Source organism: Marinobacterium jannaschii DSM 6295 (assembly GCF_000620085.1).
GTDB classification, from domain to species: Bacteria; Pseudomonadota; Gammaproteobacteria; order Pseudomonadales; family Balneatricaceae; genus Pontibacterium; species Pontibacterium jannaschii.
Genome location: NZ_JHVJ01000003.1, coordinates 23,743 through 38,623, shown reverse-complemented (window position 1 = coordinate 38,623; position 14,881 = coordinate 23,743). Strand labels below are relative to the sequence as shown.

The 14,881-nt window shown below is 58.3% G+C and carries 11 protein-coding genes; 7 read left to right on the top strand and 4 right to left on the bottom strand.

All coding sequences use genetic code 11. From position 1 onward, the window contains the following. Positions 1-285 precede the first annotated feature (285 nt). Positions 286-750: a thioesterase family protein gene (locus tag Q354_RS0100155; protein ID WP_245600953.1), complete on the bottom strand. Its 465-nt coding sequence runs from the start codon at positions 748-750 to the stop codon at positions 286-288. 163 nt (positions 751-913) lie between these two features. Between Q354_RS0100155 and Q354_RS0100150 the strand changes: the two genes are divergently transcribed. After that, a complete protein-coding gene (locus Q354_RS0100150; protein ID WP_027855838.1) occupies positions 914-1,870 on the top strand; it encodes a GlxA family transcriptional regulator in 957 nt (318 codons plus the stop codon). Positions 1,871-1,929: 59 nt separating this feature from the next. Here the strand turns inward: Q354_RS0100150 and Q354_RS0100145 are convergent, their stop codons facing one another. Continuing rightward, entirely contained in the window at positions 1,930-3,114 is a 1,185-nt protein-coding gene (locus Q354_RS0100145) for a gamma-butyrobetaine dioxygenase (protein WP_027855837.1), read from the bottom strand. Positions 3,115-3,488: 374 nt separating this feature from the next. Between Q354_RS0100145 and Q354_RS0100140 the strand changes: the two genes are divergently transcribed. The 4 genes from Q354_RS0100140 (at position 3,489) to Q354_RS24050 (ending at position 8,046) form a co-directional block, all read left to right on the top strand. Next, entirely contained in the window at positions 3,489-4,379 is an 891-nt protein-coding gene (locus Q354_RS0100140; RefSeq protein WP_027855836.1) for a BKACE family enzyme, read from the top strand. Between the two features lie 12 nt (positions 4,380-4,391). Then, on the top strand, positions 4,392-5,360 hold the full coding sequence (locus tag Q354_RS0100135; protein ID WP_027855835.1) for a 3-hydroxyacyl-CoA dehydrogenase NAD-binding domain-containing protein: 969 nt from the start codon (positions 4,392-4,394) through the stop codon (positions 5,358-5,360). Positions 5,361-5,460: 100 nt separating this feature from the next. Then, on the top strand, positions 5,461-6,222 hold the full coding sequence (locus Q354_RS0100130) for an SDR family oxidoreductase (RefSeq protein ID WP_027855834.1): 762 nt from the start codon (positions 5,461-5,463) through the stop codon (positions 6,220-6,222). 153 nt (positions 6,223-6,375) lie between these two features. Continuing rightward, positions 6,376-8,046 (top strand): BCCT family transporter, encoded by a 1,671-nt coding sequence (locus tag Q354_RS24050; protein WP_051559763.1) that lies wholly within the window; start codon positions 6,376-6,378, stop codon positions 8,044-8,046. A gap of 66 nt (positions 8,047-8,112) precedes the next feature. On the opposite strand, the gene Q354_RS0100120 is transcribed toward Q354_RS24050, so the two are convergent. Next, entirely contained in the window at positions 8,113-8,967 is an 855-nt protein-coding gene (locus Q354_RS0100120; protein WP_156948095.1) for a LysR family transcriptional regulator, read from the bottom strand. 167 nt (positions 8,968-9,134) lie between these two features. Here Q354_RS0100120 and Q354_RS0100115 point away from each other — a divergent pair, with 167 nt between their 5' ends. Continuing rightward, positions 9,135-11,669, top strand: coding sequence for a CoA transferase (locus Q354_RS0100115; protein WP_027855832.1), 2,535 nt, complete (start codon positions 9,135-9,137; stop codon positions 11,667-11,669). Between the two features lie 235 nt (positions 11,670-11,904). Beyond that, positions 11,905-12,690 (top strand): carnitinyl-CoA dehydratase, encoded by a 786-nt coding sequence (locus Q354_RS0100110; protein ID WP_027855831.1) that lies wholly within the window; start codon positions 11,905-11,907, stop codon positions 12,688-12,690. Between the two features lie 69 nt (positions 12,691-12,759). Here the strand turns inward: Q354_RS0100110 and Q354_RS0100105 are convergent, their stop codons facing one another. After that, positions 12,760-14,859, bottom strand: a complete 2,100-nt coding sequence (locus Q354_RS0100105; protein ID WP_027855830.1) for an acetate--CoA ligase family protein — start codon at positions 14,857-14,859, stop codon at positions 12,760-12,762. Between the last annotated feature and the right edge of the window lie 22 nt (positions 14,860-14,881).

Here is a 14,881-nt window from a genome sequence, read left to right as displayed (position 1 = left end):
GGTATTGCAAGCAATAAAAAAGGCCTTGCAAGCAAGGCCGAATAATTCACTACAAAAAACCTAGGAGTAGTTTTGTTGCAAAAATCCGCAGACTTTCCAACCCGATTGCAGCGAAACCGTTAATGCTCTGATTACGTTAACTAATCTGCTAACCCAAACCTATTTAATAATTTGTAAGCAGTACTTAAATATTTTTTAATAACCACCTACACGGCAGGGCCGTTTTTATCTTGCGATGGATAGTCTCCCGACAATCCGATTCCCGGCAGGTGGCGAAACTATCGATCAACGTCGCTTAAGCATTATGCTGCGTCCGGCCAGTTCTGGCTGGGGCACTTCATTGTGCTGATGCTGCAGCTGCTCGACCCGCTCACGGGTTGCGTCAAGAAACGGGGCTGCCCGGTGGCTGCTCATATCCATATGCAGCAGCAGGGTTTCCATCGCCGCCAGCTGATCGCCTGTCTCTGCCTGATACAGGGTAAAAAACAGCCGTAGCTTTTTGTTATCGCTCTCCAGCAACTGGGCCTCTATCCTTAGTGGCTCCCCTTCGCTCACTTCCTGCAGATAATGAACCATGCTCTGGAGGGTATAGATCGATACCTGGTTTTCTTCGCGAAATGCCTCTGTCAGGCCAATTTTCAGCATGAATTCGTCGATCCCCTGGCTAAATACCACTACATAGCAGGCATCGTTCATATGACCGTTGTAGTCGATCCAGTCGCTGCGAACCGGCCCCTCAAATACTGTCATTCCTGTTGTCATTATGACTCTCTTACTGCGGGTTAATCGGAGTGCTTAAAAAAGCTGATAGATAGCATCCTAATCAGGACACCGAGATAAAGTTGTACTTAATCGCATATTTAGTGCTATTTTTCGCCGAATCTAGTGATTTCTCAGACCATGAGGCTGATTGATGTTTGGTGACCGCCCAAAGAGCTACCCGCAAAAACTGACCTTCCTGCTGGTGCCCGGCTTTTCGCTGTTTGGCTTCACCTCAATGCTGGACGCTTTACGGCATGCTAATCGGGCCGCCAATCAGGATCTCTACAAGTGGCAGCTGATCTCCGAACAGGGCGGCCTGGTCAGCAGCAGCGATGCTCTGGAGATAATGACCCATAGCAGCCTGCGCGATGTGCCCCGCTGCGAGACCCTGATCATCTGTGCCGGAAACTCTCCCCAGGAACAGTTAACATCCGCCCTGCTCGGCTATATTCGCCAGCAAGCCAGTCATGGTGCGGATATCGGTTGTCAGGATACAGCCGCCTATATCGCGGCAGCGGCCGGTGTCATGGATGGCTATCGTGCCACGATGCACTGGGAAAACCTGCAGAGCACCTCCGAAGCGTTTCCTAAGGTGGAGCTGGTGCAGGAACTGCTGGTGATCGACCGCAAACGTTTCTCCTGTCCCGGTGCGCTTTCAGGACTGGATATGATGCTGCACCTGATCACCACCCAGCATGGCAATGGCCTGGCGACGGCTGTGGCTGATGAATTGATCTACACCCAGAAGCGTGCCCAAAGCGACCCGCAACGGACCACACTGCAGCGCCGCCTGGACAGCCGTAACCCGCACCTGATCGATGCAGTACAGCTGATGGAGCGCAATATGGAAGAACCGCTGCACATACCGGAGATCGCGCAGCATATCGGCATCTCTCACCGGGAACTGGAACGGCTGTTTCGCCACTACCTGCAACAGACGCCGAAAGCCTATTACCGCGACCTGCGGCTGGACCAGGCACGCTGGATGCTGCAACAGAGCACCGACAGCGTTACCAGTATCTCAGTCGCCTGCGGCTTTGCCTCACTGTCTCACTTCACCCGCAGCTATCAGAAACGCTTCGATAAAAAGCCCAGCCAGGAGCGTTAGCCAGCCTCAAAACAAGACAGGCAGGCTAAAAAGCCTGGCTGTCTGAGAAACCGGCCAGATTACCCATAGGTGCGTTCGAGTACCCGGATACGCGACAGCAGTTCATCCCGATCGACATAGCACCCCTGCAGGTGGCGATCACCGGCCTTAAGATCGAAGGCATTACGTGCATGAAGCACACGCCGGTTATCAAACACGATCATGTCACCGGCCTGCAACTGGCGGAAATACTGGAAGCGTGACTCGCGGGTCAGCAGCATAAACTGCCGGTAGGCTTTATAGAGCGCGGCGATATCCCCGCCGGGCAGATCCAGCGGACCACGCAGGAAGTTAGCGATACGTACTTCGCTGACATTGCCCTCACTGTCCAGCTTCAGGGCCGTTGCCCGAAAACGGTAATCGGTATCGCGGTCTTTATTGTAGAAATCCATCGGCAGTGTACTGAGCGCGGCAAAATCTTCGGGATAGTGTTCGCGCATTTCTTCGGCAATACGGAAGCCATCCACCAGAATCGACTCACCACCGCTGGCATCATTCACCAGGCAATGCAAAAACTGCAGCCCGGGCTGAAGCTCACGGGTCGGCAGGTCCGTATGCAGCGGCAGTCGCAAGGTGGTGTAGGCGGCACTGTTAGCATCAGGCTTTGACTGGACATCAAACAAAACGCCGAAGTTGGTTTCGCGAATAAAGGAGATCCGGTTGGCAATGGCCTGAACCGTACCCGGCAGTGTCGGCACGCCCTCAACGAGACAGAGGCCATAGTCGCGCTGACCGCGTAACCAGTTCAGCAGGACACCATCGTCTTCCATGATGTCTGCGAATCCATAGGTTGGAAGTGAGCGATCAATCTGCCCCTTCTCCCAGATAACCGGTTTCAGGACACGCTCTTCCCGGGCTTCATCGCTGTAGCAATGTTTACGCAACCAGCCGGGATGATAACGGCTTTTGTGGGCTTCATGGTCCCAGACGATATCCAGGCGCCCATCTTCCGTCAGCGTTGCAGTCTCGGGCCGAATCGTCAGTGGTACATCACAGATCTCAAAGACCTGTTCGCGGCTCAGCTCACTGATACATTCGTGACAGGGACAGTTATCCCGCAACCACAGGTAATGGTACTCGCTGCGGCGACCGTCGTCCCAGACAATGCGTAATGCACTCTCCCCCAGCTCCAACCCGACCGGCAAATGATTGATGTCATAACGGTAGTAACCAGCGATTTCATGAACGTCAGGGTGATTATTCATCGCGAATCCTTATTTTTGTTGCTGGGAGGGAAGGTACGCCATCCATATTAGGGCGATTACTGCAGCCCGGACTTGTACGGATTCGTACATTTATTGATGGCATCCGACAACCTGCCCTTTCACCCCTTAAAGGCCCGGGCTACCGGAATTGCCAGCCTTCCCGCTTCCCAAACGAGCCTCGCTGTCGCGGCTGGAAAAGTCGTATTCATTTGCGTCATACACGCACAACGCTCGATTTTTAACAAACATCCTTCGATTTTTGGCAAAAACATCCCTCCCATCCCGGTAATTTTAATAGCAATTCAACGACGGACCACCACTTAAGTGGCATGACCCGTCGAGGACCCAACAACACAATAAGAGCTAAAAACGTTATGAATCAGGACGTAATTATCACCTGTGCCGTGACTGGCGCCGGCGACACCGCAGACAAGAGCCCACACGTACCGGTCACACCGAAAGAGATCGCCGATGCCGCCATCGAGGCCTGGAATGCCGGTGCCGCTATTGCCCATATGCATGTGCGTGATCCTGAGACCAAACAGGGATCGCGCCGGGTCGATCTGTACGCCGAAGTATGCGAACGCATTCGCGAAGCCGATTGCGATGTGATCATCAACCTGACCGCAGGCATGGGCGGCGACCTGTTTATCGGCCCGGATGAAAACCCGACGGCGTTCGCCGAAGGGACAGATCTGGTGGGCGCTATGGAGCGACTGGTTCATATCGAAGAACTCAAGCCAGAGATCTGCACCCTGGACTGCGGCTCACTGAACTTCGGCAACAGCAATATGGTGTATGTCTCCACCCCGGAGATGCTGCGTAAAGGCGCCCAGCGCATTAAAGAACTGGGCGTGACCGTCGAGCTGGAGATCTTCGATACCGGTAACCTCTGGTTTGCCCTGCAGATGATGAAAGAGGGCCTGCTGGACGACACCGCGATGTTCCAGCTTTGCCACGGCATTCCATGGGGTGCGCCGCCCGATCTGGGCATCATGAAGGGTATGGTCGATATGCTGCCACAGGGCTCCCAGTTCACCTCCTTCGCGCTGGGCCGTAACCAGCTGCCGTTTACCGCACAGTCCGTGCTGATGGGCGGTCATGTCCGCGTCGGCCTGGAAGATAACCTCTACCTCGGTAAGGGCGAGCTGGCGACCAACGGCCAGCTGGTCGAGCGCTCGGTCAATATCGTCGAAAACATGGGTGCACGGGTGCTGTCACCAGCCGAAGCCCGTGAAAAACTGCGCCTGCGTGGCACTCAGTAAGGAGAGATAACGATGTCCCGACCACTACCGACCGAAGTTAAAAAAGCCGGCGTTATCGGCACCGGCGTTATCGGCGGCGCCTGGGCACTGCACTTCCTGCGTATGGGCATGGATGTGGTGGCCTATGATCCGGGTCCGAATTCACGCGAAAAGCTACTGGCGATGGTCGACCATATCTGGCCAACCATTGTGAAGCTGGGGCTGCGCGAAGGCGCCAGCCCACAACGTCTGAGTTTTGCCGACAGCCTGGAAGAACTGGTTAGCAACGTCGAAGTGATTCAGGAGAGTACGCCGGAAAACCTCGACGCCAAACGCGCCCTGTTCAAACAGTTGGACGCGATCACGCCACCCGAAGTCGTGATTATCTCCAGTACTTCCGGCTTTGCCATGAGTGATATGACGCCGGAGCTGGAATTGCAGCCGGAGCGCTTTGTTGTCGGCCATCCGTTCAATCCGCCTTATCTGGTGCCATTCGCCGAAGTCTGTGGCGGCAAGCGTACCAGTCAGGAGGTGGTTGATTGGACGGCCGCTTTCTACGAAGCCACTGATAAGCAAGTGGCCAAGATGGACAAAGAGCTGCCGGGCTTTATCGGTAACCGCCTGCAGGAAGCCCTGTGGCGCGAGGCCCTGCATATGGTCGCCAACAAGGAGTGCTCGGTTGAGGATATTGATAAGGCGATCGCCTACGGCCCGGGCCTGCGCTGGGCGATTATGGGTCACTGCCTGACCTACCACCTGGGTGGCGGTCAGGGTGGTATGGCACACCTGCTGGATCACTTTGAAGACTCGCTACTGGAGCCCTGGACCCGTCTGGAGGCCCCGGCCCTGACCAAGGAACTGAAGGACGACATGGTCGCAGGCTGCCTCAGTCAGGCTAATGGCGCCAGCATCAATGACCTGATCCAGGAACGCGATGACTGCCTGATTCGCATCATGCAGACCCTGCAGGAGTACCGCGAAGAGCGCGGTATTAAGCGCTGACCTGGCCCCGCCCCGGAGTGTCCCCGCCGGGGCGGGACTGTCAGACAAGCGGGCAAGTCGCGATGACACCTTACAATCCTGAAGCAAAAGAGCAGAAACCATGCAACAACGGGTATTTATAACCGCTGCAGCGGCGGGTATCGGACGCGCCATCGCCATCGCCTTCTGTGATGCCGGGGCACGGGTACATATCTGCGATATCGACGGCCCGGCGCTGGAAACGCTGGCCGCCTCGCAGCCACAGATCAGCTACAGCGTCACCGATGTGGGTGACGAGGCTCAGGTGGAACAATTCTTTCGCGATGGCCTGGAACAGCTGGGCGGTATCGACGTGCTGGTCAATAATGCCGGAATCGGCGGCCCGGCCGGCACCCTGGAAACACTGAATAGCGCCGCCTGGCAGCAGACAATCCAGCTAAACCTGAACTCAACCTTCTATGCCTGTAAGCAGGCACTGCCGTATATGAAGGCTCAAGGCAGCGGCTCTATCGTCAACCTCTCCTCCACCGCAGGCATTATGGGCTACCCACTGCGCACCCCCTATGCCGCGGCAAAATGGGCGGTCACCGGCTTAACCAAGTCGCTGGCGATGGAGTGCGGCGGCGATGGCATCCGGGTTAACGCGATCTGTCCCGGTGCGGTCTCCGGCGAGCGGATGGACCGGGTGATCGGTAATGAAGCGGCGGCACGCAACCTCAGCGAAAGCCAGGTACGTGAAAGCTATGTCAGCCAGTGCTCAATGAAAACCTTTGTCGACCCAGAGGATATCGCCGCGATGGCGCTGTTTCTCAGTTCGACGGCCGGGGCCCGCATCTCGGGCCAGATAATCAGCGTCGATGGGGATACCCACACGCTGGCTTAAGCCCTGTGGCGATCATTTGAGTATCGCCATCGGCTTAACGGGGTTAAGCTTCGCGGCCTGCAGATTATGAGTTCGCGCAGCACCCCGGAATACCGGCCTGTGCCGGTCACTAAGAAGCTTACTCATATAACAAAAACAATCGGAGAATCAGCTATGTCATCCACCCAGAACAGAGATGGAGGTACCCAAAGTACCTCTGTTTTTAAGGCGGAATTACTAGCCAAATCTGGATTATTCCAGGATATGCACAAGGGCATGACCGTGTCGGCTGCCGTCCTGATCCTTGCCTTCGTCCTCTTTACCGGCACCAATACTGAGCTGGCTGGCTCTATATTCGGCGCGGCACGCGGCTGGATCGAATCCACCTTCGGCTGGTACTACCTGGTCACCGTGGTGCTACTGATCGCGGTCTGCTTCTATATCGTCGTCAGTCCGCACGGCAGCGTGCGTCTGGGCGACGATGACAGCCGTCCCGAATTCAGCAACTTTGCCTGGTTCTCGATGTTGTTCTCGGCCGGTATCGGTATCGGCATCCTGTTTTTCGGGGTCGCCGAACCGATCTTCTACCTTGATAACAGCGGTGCCTTCGGCTACCCCAACAACCCCTATGCCGATATGGCCGGGGCGGCGGCGATCGGTCACGACCGGGCCGTCGACGCGCTGCGCGTCACCTACTTCCACTGGGGCTTCCACGGCTGGGCGGTCTACGTCATCGTCGGCATGTCCCTGGCCTATTTCGCCTACCGCAAAAAGCTGCCACTGGCGCTGCGCTCCTGCCTCTACCCGTTTATCGGTGACCGCATCTACGGCCCGATCGGTCATGTAGTCGATATCCTCGGCGTGATGGGCTGCGTCTTTGGTGTTGCCACGTCGCTGGGCCTCGGTGTCAGCCAGATGGCAGTGGGCCTGGAACGGCTGATCAGTGTCGATTCCGGCACCAACACCCAGTTGGTGCTGATCGCGATCATCTCGGTACTCTCTATCATGTCGGCACTGTCCGGCGTCGGTCGCGGTATCAAGATTATCTCCGAATGGAATATTGTGGTGTCGGTTCTGGTCATTGCTTTTTTCCTGTTTGGCGGCCCGACTGCCTGGCTGTTGAGTGTGTTTGCAGAATCGCTGGGTGACTACCTGGCCAACTTCGTCCAGATGGGGCTCTGGTTCCCTGAAGAGGAAGGCCCGGCAGCCTGGCAGAATGGCTGGACCGTATTTTACTGGGGCTGGTGGCTGGCCTGGGCTCCGTTTGTTGGCCTGTTTATTGCCCGCATCTCCCGCGGCCGCACACTGCGTGAATTCGTGATCGGCGTACTCTTCGTACCGACCCTGGTGATCTTTGTCTGGCTCGGCATCTTCGGTGGCACAGCCCTGTTCCAGGAGCTGAATGCGGCGGGCGGCGCGGGAAGCGCCGGACTGATCGACCTGGTGAAAGCCTGGAACCTGCCTGCGGCGCTGTTTGCCAGCTCCGATGGCATTGCCGGCGACGGCACCCTCGGCTGGATCATCTCCGCGATGATGGTATTCCTGCTGCTGAGCTGGTTTATCACCTCTTCCGACTCCAGCACCCTGGTACTGACCACCATCCTGTCGCTGGGTAACGAGGAGCCACCGAAGATCTTCCGCATTTTCTGGGGCATCGTGATCGGACTGGTTGCCGCCGTACTGCTGGTGGCCGGTGGCCTGAGTGCATTGCAGACGGCGAATATCGCCGCCGCACTGCCACTGAGTGTGATTATCCTGCTGATGACAGCCGGGGTGCTGAAATCCCTGATCCAGGAACGGCGCGCTAAAGATCAGCCAACAGCAGCAGAGAGCGAAGCCGTTTGATCTAAAGCTATAGAAACACCTCGCTGCAACCACGCGGCCAGCCCCAGCTGGCCGCGTTTTTTTGTTTTAGCGGGTAGCAAGCGTCAATCCGGCTAATACACCTAACGCCTGTTCAACCAGCACCGGATCCAGCGGCTCGCGGGAAAACGTGGCAAACACCGGACGGCGAAATTGCGGCGCATCCTCCACCAGCAGCAGCTGTCCCGATTTCACTGACTCGCCCACCAGCCGCTCCGGCAGATAGGCTGTCCCTCCCTGGGACTCCAGCCAGGGCAGGCCCAGCGCGCCCAGGCCACAGGAGACACCGCTGTTTTCCAGTTGCGGCAGGCGTTCCGCATGGGCGGCGTTGTACCCCCAGCCCCAGTCCAGATAGAGATATTGCTCGGCGCTGACCTGCGCCAGTTCGGTCGCCCGGGTTGAAACCATCAGCAGCCGGTCCTCAAACACCTGTTCGACCACCAGCCCGGCCGTCGTATCGGCCACCAGAATCAGGCCGATATCCAGCTCCCCCGCCGCTACCTGCCGTACCATCTCGCTGGAGTAATCCACCTCCATATGCAGGGTCAGATCCGGATGCTGCTGTTTCAGCCGGCCACTCCAGGGCAACAGCAGGTCCCGCGCCAGTGTCGGGTGGGCACCGAGGCGTAGTGATGCTGCCTGCTCATCTCCCAGTGCGATCTCCCGCCGTGCCCGTTCCCAGCGTTGCTGCATCGCCAGGGCATGATGATAAAAACGCCGTCCGGCATTGGTTAACAGCATCCCTTTGGCATCACGCTGGAACAGGATCTGATCCAGCTCCTGCTCCAGCTGCTTGATACGCGAACTCAACGCCGACTTGGTCAGGCAAAGCTGTTCAGCACAAAGACTCAGGCGCTTGACTTCAGCCAGTGTAAAGAAGGTTTTGATGGTCTGCATATCCATTGAGCGGGCTCCGGCGCTGATCAAAAACCAGCGGTTAACAACGATTTCAGGCTTCACTTAACCGTTAGAATTCTTCTAACACCTGATTGAAAATTATCCGATATGCCGCCCTGAGGCAATCCAATAGGATCGGCCAGGTCCGATAAAAAATAACAACGGAAACGGCTATGACAACAGAGAACAAGCGACCACTGAGTGGTTACCGGGTAGTAGATTTCGGCCAGTATATTGCCGGCCCAGCCGTGGCGATGATGCTGGCGGACCAGGGGGCGGAAGTCATCCATATCGATCCTCCGGGCGGCCCTCGCTGGGACAATCCGGCGGATGCCATCCTCAACCGGGGTAAGCAACGTATCCAGCTGGACCTGAAACAGGCAGCTGACCTTGAGCTGGCACAGGAGCTGATTCGCAATGCCGATGTCCTGATCGAGAACTTCCGCCCCGGCGTGATGGAGCGGCTGGGACTGGACGCCGTCGCGATGCGTCAGGCTAACCCCGGCCTGGTCTATCTCTCGCTGCCCGGCTTCTCAGAGCACGACCGGGAGTATGCCGACCTGCCCGCCTGGGAGGGAATTATCGCAGCCGCCGTAGGCCAGTTCACCGATATGGGGCTCAACCGCATCCTGATGGGCATCAACCCATCGTTCTCTCCGCTGCCGCTGGCTTCAGCCTACGCCTCGGTACTGGGTGCCACATCGGTAGCACTGGCGCTGTTTGCCCGGGAGCAAAGCGGATGCGGCGACAGGATCGAAGTCCCCATCTCCGCTGCACTGATGGAGGGCCTGGCGTATAACTCGATGCATGTCGAAGGCCTGCCGGATCGCTACAAATCGCCCCGCGAGCTGGAGATAGAGCGCCGCCGGGCCAACGCTGAGCCCCTCGACCTGCAGTACCCCGACCTGCAGGAGTTTCTCGATCCGTTCTATCGTACCTACCGCTGCCAGGATGGCCGCCCTTTCTATGCCGTCTGCTCATCCCATAGCCGCCATCCGATCAACTGTCTCAAGGTACTGGGGATCTGGCAGGAGATCGAAGCGGCCGGTATCCCGACCCACAGCGCCTACCTGGATATGGCCGACTGGCCCGAGGGTGCCGACTGCACCCTGGTCTCCTACCCCCTCTCTCCCGACTGGGCGAGCGTCGTTTCCGAGCGGATGAAAACCGCCTTCGCCACCCGGCCGGCCTATGAATGGCAACAGATCTTTGGCGATGCGGGCGTGCCGGGCTGCGCCCATCAGCTGACACAGGAGTGGTTAAATTCAGATCATGCCCTGCAGTCGGGCAATGTACTGGAAGTCGAAGACCCGCGCTTCAGCACCATGCGCCAGTTTGGCAATATCTGCTGGCTGCATAACGATAAAGCCGTGCTGAACAAAAAGGCGGCCCATGCCAACGGGCAGAGTCGTGCCACCATCGAAGCCACACTGGCAGACTGGCGGCGGCGCTCAGCCAATTCCGATGCCAGCAAAGCGGCAGCATCTCATCAGCCGCCGGAAAATAAAGGCTGGCTGGAGGGGATACGTATCCTCGACCTGACCAATGTAATCGCAGGCCCGACCATCGCCGGAACCCTGGCCCGCTTTGGCGCTGAGGTGCTCAGTATCGATCCGCCGCAACCCACTCTCGATCCCTGGAACAGCACTGTATTCGGTATGCAGGCAAATCAGGGCAAGTCCAGTCTGTTGCTCGATCTGAAATCCCCGCACGGACAGGAAGTACTGCACTGCATGCTGCCAGACTTCGACATCGTCACCATCAACGCCAGCGACGCACAACTGGAGCGTCTCGGCCTGACGCAACAGGCTCTGCAGCAACACAACCCTGAGATCATACTGTGCCAGTTCGATGCCTACGGCGGCCCCGCAACAGGCCCTCGCAGTAACCACCCCGGTTATGACGACCTGGTACAGGCCACCACCGGCATCATGTCCCGCTTTGGCGGCGGCATGGAGACCCCTGAAGAACACGCCCACTTCGGCACCATCGATGTACTGGGCGGCTATTGTGCCGCCCAGGCGATCGGCATCGCACTGGTCAAGCGGGCACGTGGTGGCGGTGGCTCGCTCGCCCGCAGTTCACTGGTGGCCGCCGGACAACTAATCCAGGCACCCTTTATGTATGACTATCCGGGCCGCAAGCCCTTTAACGAACCCAGTGGCCGCGAGGTTAAGGGTGCCAACCCCTTCTATCGCTGCTACCAGGCGGCCGACAGCTGGTTCTTCCTGGCCCTGGAACCTAAGCGCCAGCTGGCGGCCCTGCTCGATACCCTGGACCTGCCCCCAATTGAGGATACGGCGGAGCTGGAACAGCAGCTTGAGGCACTGTTCAGAAGTCGCTGCTGCAGTGACTGGCAGCAAACACTTAAAGCAGCAGATATCGGCTGCCAGCCGCTGGCCACCATGAGCCAGCTGCGCCACAACAACCTGATGACGCCAGAGAGTGGCATCGATCTGAAGGGAGAACATAGCGTGGCATTCATCCGTCACGCCGATCACCCCTGCGGTCACGCGGTCGAACTGATCGCCCCCAACGCGATACGTCCGAACGATGCCGCCGTAGTATTACCGACCGCGATGCCAAAATACGGAGCCCATACCCGGACAACGCTGCAACAGCTCGGCTATGACGACCATCAAATCGACAGCCTGATCGAACAGGGCATCGCCGCTACAGAGTGGAGCCACAACTACCTGCCGCACTGAGCGCCGCTTCAAAACCACTTAAGGCCCGGCATCCGCCCGGCCTTCCTTATTTCCAGCCCCGGCTGGCCCTGCGGCCCGGTATGTCGCAGCGGTACCAGAATACGGCGAATCCGATCAAAAGCCCGCGCGCCCTGCAGCGGTAGAGTTCATCCACACCCTTCCGTATCAAACCCGGCGGTGCTGATCGCACAACCTCGGTTTGGTTATGCAGTGATAACTGAAGAGAACAATAACAATGAGTGACAACCTGCTGAATATCCGCCGCGAAGACGGCATCCTGGAGATAGAGCTGGACCGCCCCAAGGCCAATGCGATCGACCTGGAAACCAGCCGCCGCATGGGACTGGTTTTCAGGGAGTTCCGTGATGACCCGGCGCTGAAAGTTGCGATCATTAAAACCGCCGGGGATCGCTTTTTCTGTGCCGGCTGGGACCTCAAGGCCGCTGCCGGGGGCGCGGCGGTGGATGGCAACTACGGTGTCGGCGGATTTGGCGGTATACAGGAGCTGCGCGACCTGAACAAACCAGTGATCGCTGCCGTCAGCGGCATGGCGGTCGGCGGTGGCTTCGAACTGGCCCTGTCAGCAGACCTGATCTACTGTGCCGACCATTCCAGCTTTGCCCTGCCGGAGATTACCGCAGGCACCCTGGCCGATGCCGCCACCGTTAAGCTGCCGAAGCGGATACCCTACCATGTAGCGATGGACCTGCTGCTGACCGGACGCTGGATGGATGTGGAGGAAGCCCATCGCTGGGGGCTGGTGAACGAAGTCATGCCCAAAGAGCGGCTGATGGAGCGCGTCTGGGAGATCGCCCGCCTGCTGGCATCCGGCCCGCCGCTGGTATTCGCGGCCATCAAAGAAGTTGCACGGGAAGCGGAATCACTCAGCTTTCAGGAAGCGATGAACCGTATTGGCCGACGCCAGTTCGCCACCGTCGACAAGCTGTATGACAGTGAGGATGCCGTCGAAGGCGCCCGCGCCTTTGCCGAGAAACGCGCACCGGTCTGGCAGGGACGTTAAGCCCCCTGCCATCAATAGAAAAACCCGGCACATCACTGTGCCGGGTTTTGTTGTTTCGGGTCTTTTTATTCAGTTAGTCGCAACCCGCCGCACCAGCGCATCCACCGCAACCACCCCTTTGCCCTGCGGGCGCACCATCAGTGGATTGATATCCAGCTCAGTGACGCTGTGCCAGTGTTCCATGGCGAAATCCGCCACCGCCATCACCGCATCTACCGCAGCCTCGATATCCCCCGCCTCACGGCCGCGATAGCCCTGTAATAGCGGATAGCCCTTGAGCGATTCGATGGCCCCGGCAATGGCAGAGCGATCGGTTGGCAGCAACAGCGTGGCACTGTCATTCAGCAGATTCACCAGCACGCCACCCGTGCCGATAATCAGCGCCAGGCCAAACTGCTCATCACGCTTCAGGCCGATAATCAGTTCACCAACAGCGTCAGACACCATCGGCTCGATCAGGAAACTAAACTGCTCCAGCCCCTGTGCCTGCAGCCGGTTTGACATGACTTCGGCGGCCGCACTGACCGCTGCGGCATCCTGCAGATTCAGCACCACGGCACCGGCTTCGGTCTTATGCGCCAGGCGGTCACTCACAGCTTTCATCACCACCGGATACCCGACACTGTCGGCAACGGTAGCAACCGATGCCAGGTCGGCCAGCTGGCCACCCGGCAACGGCAGGCCATAGTGTCCCAGCAACTGCTTCGAGACCCACTCATCCAACATCCGGCTGTCCCCGTCGGACAACTCACTTTGACGCAGAATCAGCCGTTGTGGGTCACTCATCGCCAGGATCTGTTTACGCCGCTGAGCAAAGCGCACCAGTGCCGCCAGAGCCGACAATCCCTCTTCAAGGCCCTGCATCGGCGCCACACCAGCCTCGACCATTCGCTGGCGGGCATCTTCGGCCAGCAGCTCGCTGAGGTTGGACAGCACAATGGTCGTCTTACTGCGCTGCTGATGGGCGGCGATCATCGCATCTACCGCAGCCTGCCATTCCCGGTCGCTACCGACACCCGGTTTAGGGAAATCCAGCGCCAGGATATTGGTATCACTATCGCCATCCATCATCGCCCCGAAAACCTGGGTACAGGTTTCCAGGTCGCCCCAGATCGTGGTGTTGTAATCCAGTGGATTACTCAGGGTCACGAAGTCGGGCAGAAGCGGGCGCAGGGTCGCGCATTGACTGGCGGTGAGGGACGGTAATGTCAGCCCCCGCTCGTCAAGGCCATCGGCAATCAGTGCCGAGTCAGCGCCGGAACAGGTCAGCACGCCAACCCGGCCAGTTTCAGGAGGCCGACAGATAGCCGCCAGCTTGAGGGTTTCCAGCAGCTCCGCCTGGGAGTGCACCCGCATAATACCGAGGCGGTCAAACAGTGCCTGATACATCTCGTCAGAACCCGCCAGCGAGCTGGTATGGCTCAGGGCCAACTGACTACCGAGTTCCGAAGTCCCGGCCTTCAGCACAACCAATGGCACCCCTTTCTGCAACGCCAGCAGCGCCGCCTGACTGAAGCCACGAATATCCTTCAGCCCCTCGATATAGAGGCCGATGGCGCAGACGCTGTCATCTTCCAGCAGCGGCTCTATATAGTCACCGATACCTAAAATAGCCTGATTGCCGACACTGATCATATGATTGATCGGCACCGAACGCTGCTGCATGGTCAGGTTCAGGGCCAGGTTGCCACTCTGGCTGATGATGGCAACCCCTTTAGGATGTTTCTCGCCGGATAACCGGTCCGGCCACAACGCCACGCCATTGCTGAAATTCAGCAGGCCGTAGCAGTTTGGCCCTACCAGCGCCATCTCGCCTGCGGCGTCGATCAGTTGCTGTTGCAACTGCGCGCCTTCCTCACCCACTTCGGCAAAACCGGCGGCGTAACACACCGCACTGGCACAGCCCTTTTCACTCAACTGGGCAACCGCCGGCACCGTCAGCGCCGCATTGACGGCAACGAAGGCCGCATCCGGTGCTCCGGGCAGGTCGGTAATGCTGCGGTAACAGGGGATTCCGGCAATCTCATCGTATTTCGGGTTCACCACCCAGATTTCACCGTCAAAACCGATCGCCCGGGTGTTGTGGATCGGCTCAGCCAGGTTGGACCCACCGATCATCACGATGCTTCGCGGCGCCATAAGGCGCCGCAGGTTATTTTGTTTAGACATAACAAAAACCTGAACAGATCTT

Bases quoted from the DNA above. Each gene is read 5' to 3' on its own strand.
- Q354_RS0100155 (WP_245600953.1), bottom strand. From the start codon at position 750: ATGACAGTATTTGAGGGGCCGGTTCGCAGCGACTGGATCGACTACAAC.
- Q354_RS0100150 (WP_027855838.1), top strand. From the start codon at position 914: ATGTTTGGTGACCGCCCAAAGAGCTACCCGCAAAAACTGACCTTCCTG.
- Q354_RS0100145 (WP_027855837.1), bottom strand. From the start codon at position 3,114: ATGAATAATCACCCTGACGTTCATGAAATCGCTGGTTACTACCGTTAT.
- Q354_RS0100140 (WP_027855836.1), top strand. From the start codon at position 3,489: ATGAATCAGGACGTAATTATCACCTGTGCCGTGACTGGCGCCGGCGAC.
- Q354_RS0100135 (WP_027855835.1), top strand. From the start codon at position 4,392: ATGTCCCGACCACTACCGACCGAAGTTAAAAAAGCCGGCGTTATCGGC.
- Q354_RS0100130 (WP_027855834.1), top strand. From the start codon at position 5,461: ATGCAACAACGGGTATTTATAACCGCTGCAGCGGCGGGTATCGGACGC.
- Q354_RS24050 (WP_051559763.1), top strand. From the start codon at position 6,376: ATGTCATCCACCCAGAACAGAGATGGAGGTACCCAAAGTACCTCTGTT.
- Q354_RS0100120 (WP_156948095.1), bottom strand. From the start codon at position 8,967: ATGGATATGCAGACCATCAAAACCTTCTTTACACTGGCTGAAGTCAAG.
- Q354_RS0100115 (WP_027855832.1), top strand. From the start codon at position 9,135: ATGACAACAGAGAACAAGCGACCACTGAGTGGTTACCGGGTAGTAGAT.
- Q354_RS0100110 (WP_027855831.1), top strand. From the start codon at position 11,905: ATGAGTGACAACCTGCTGAATATCCGCCGCGAAGACGGCATCCTGGAG.
- Q354_RS0100105 (WP_027855830.1), bottom strand. From the start codon at position 14,859: ATGTCTAAACAAAATAACCTGCGGCGCCTTATGGCGCCGCGAAGCATC.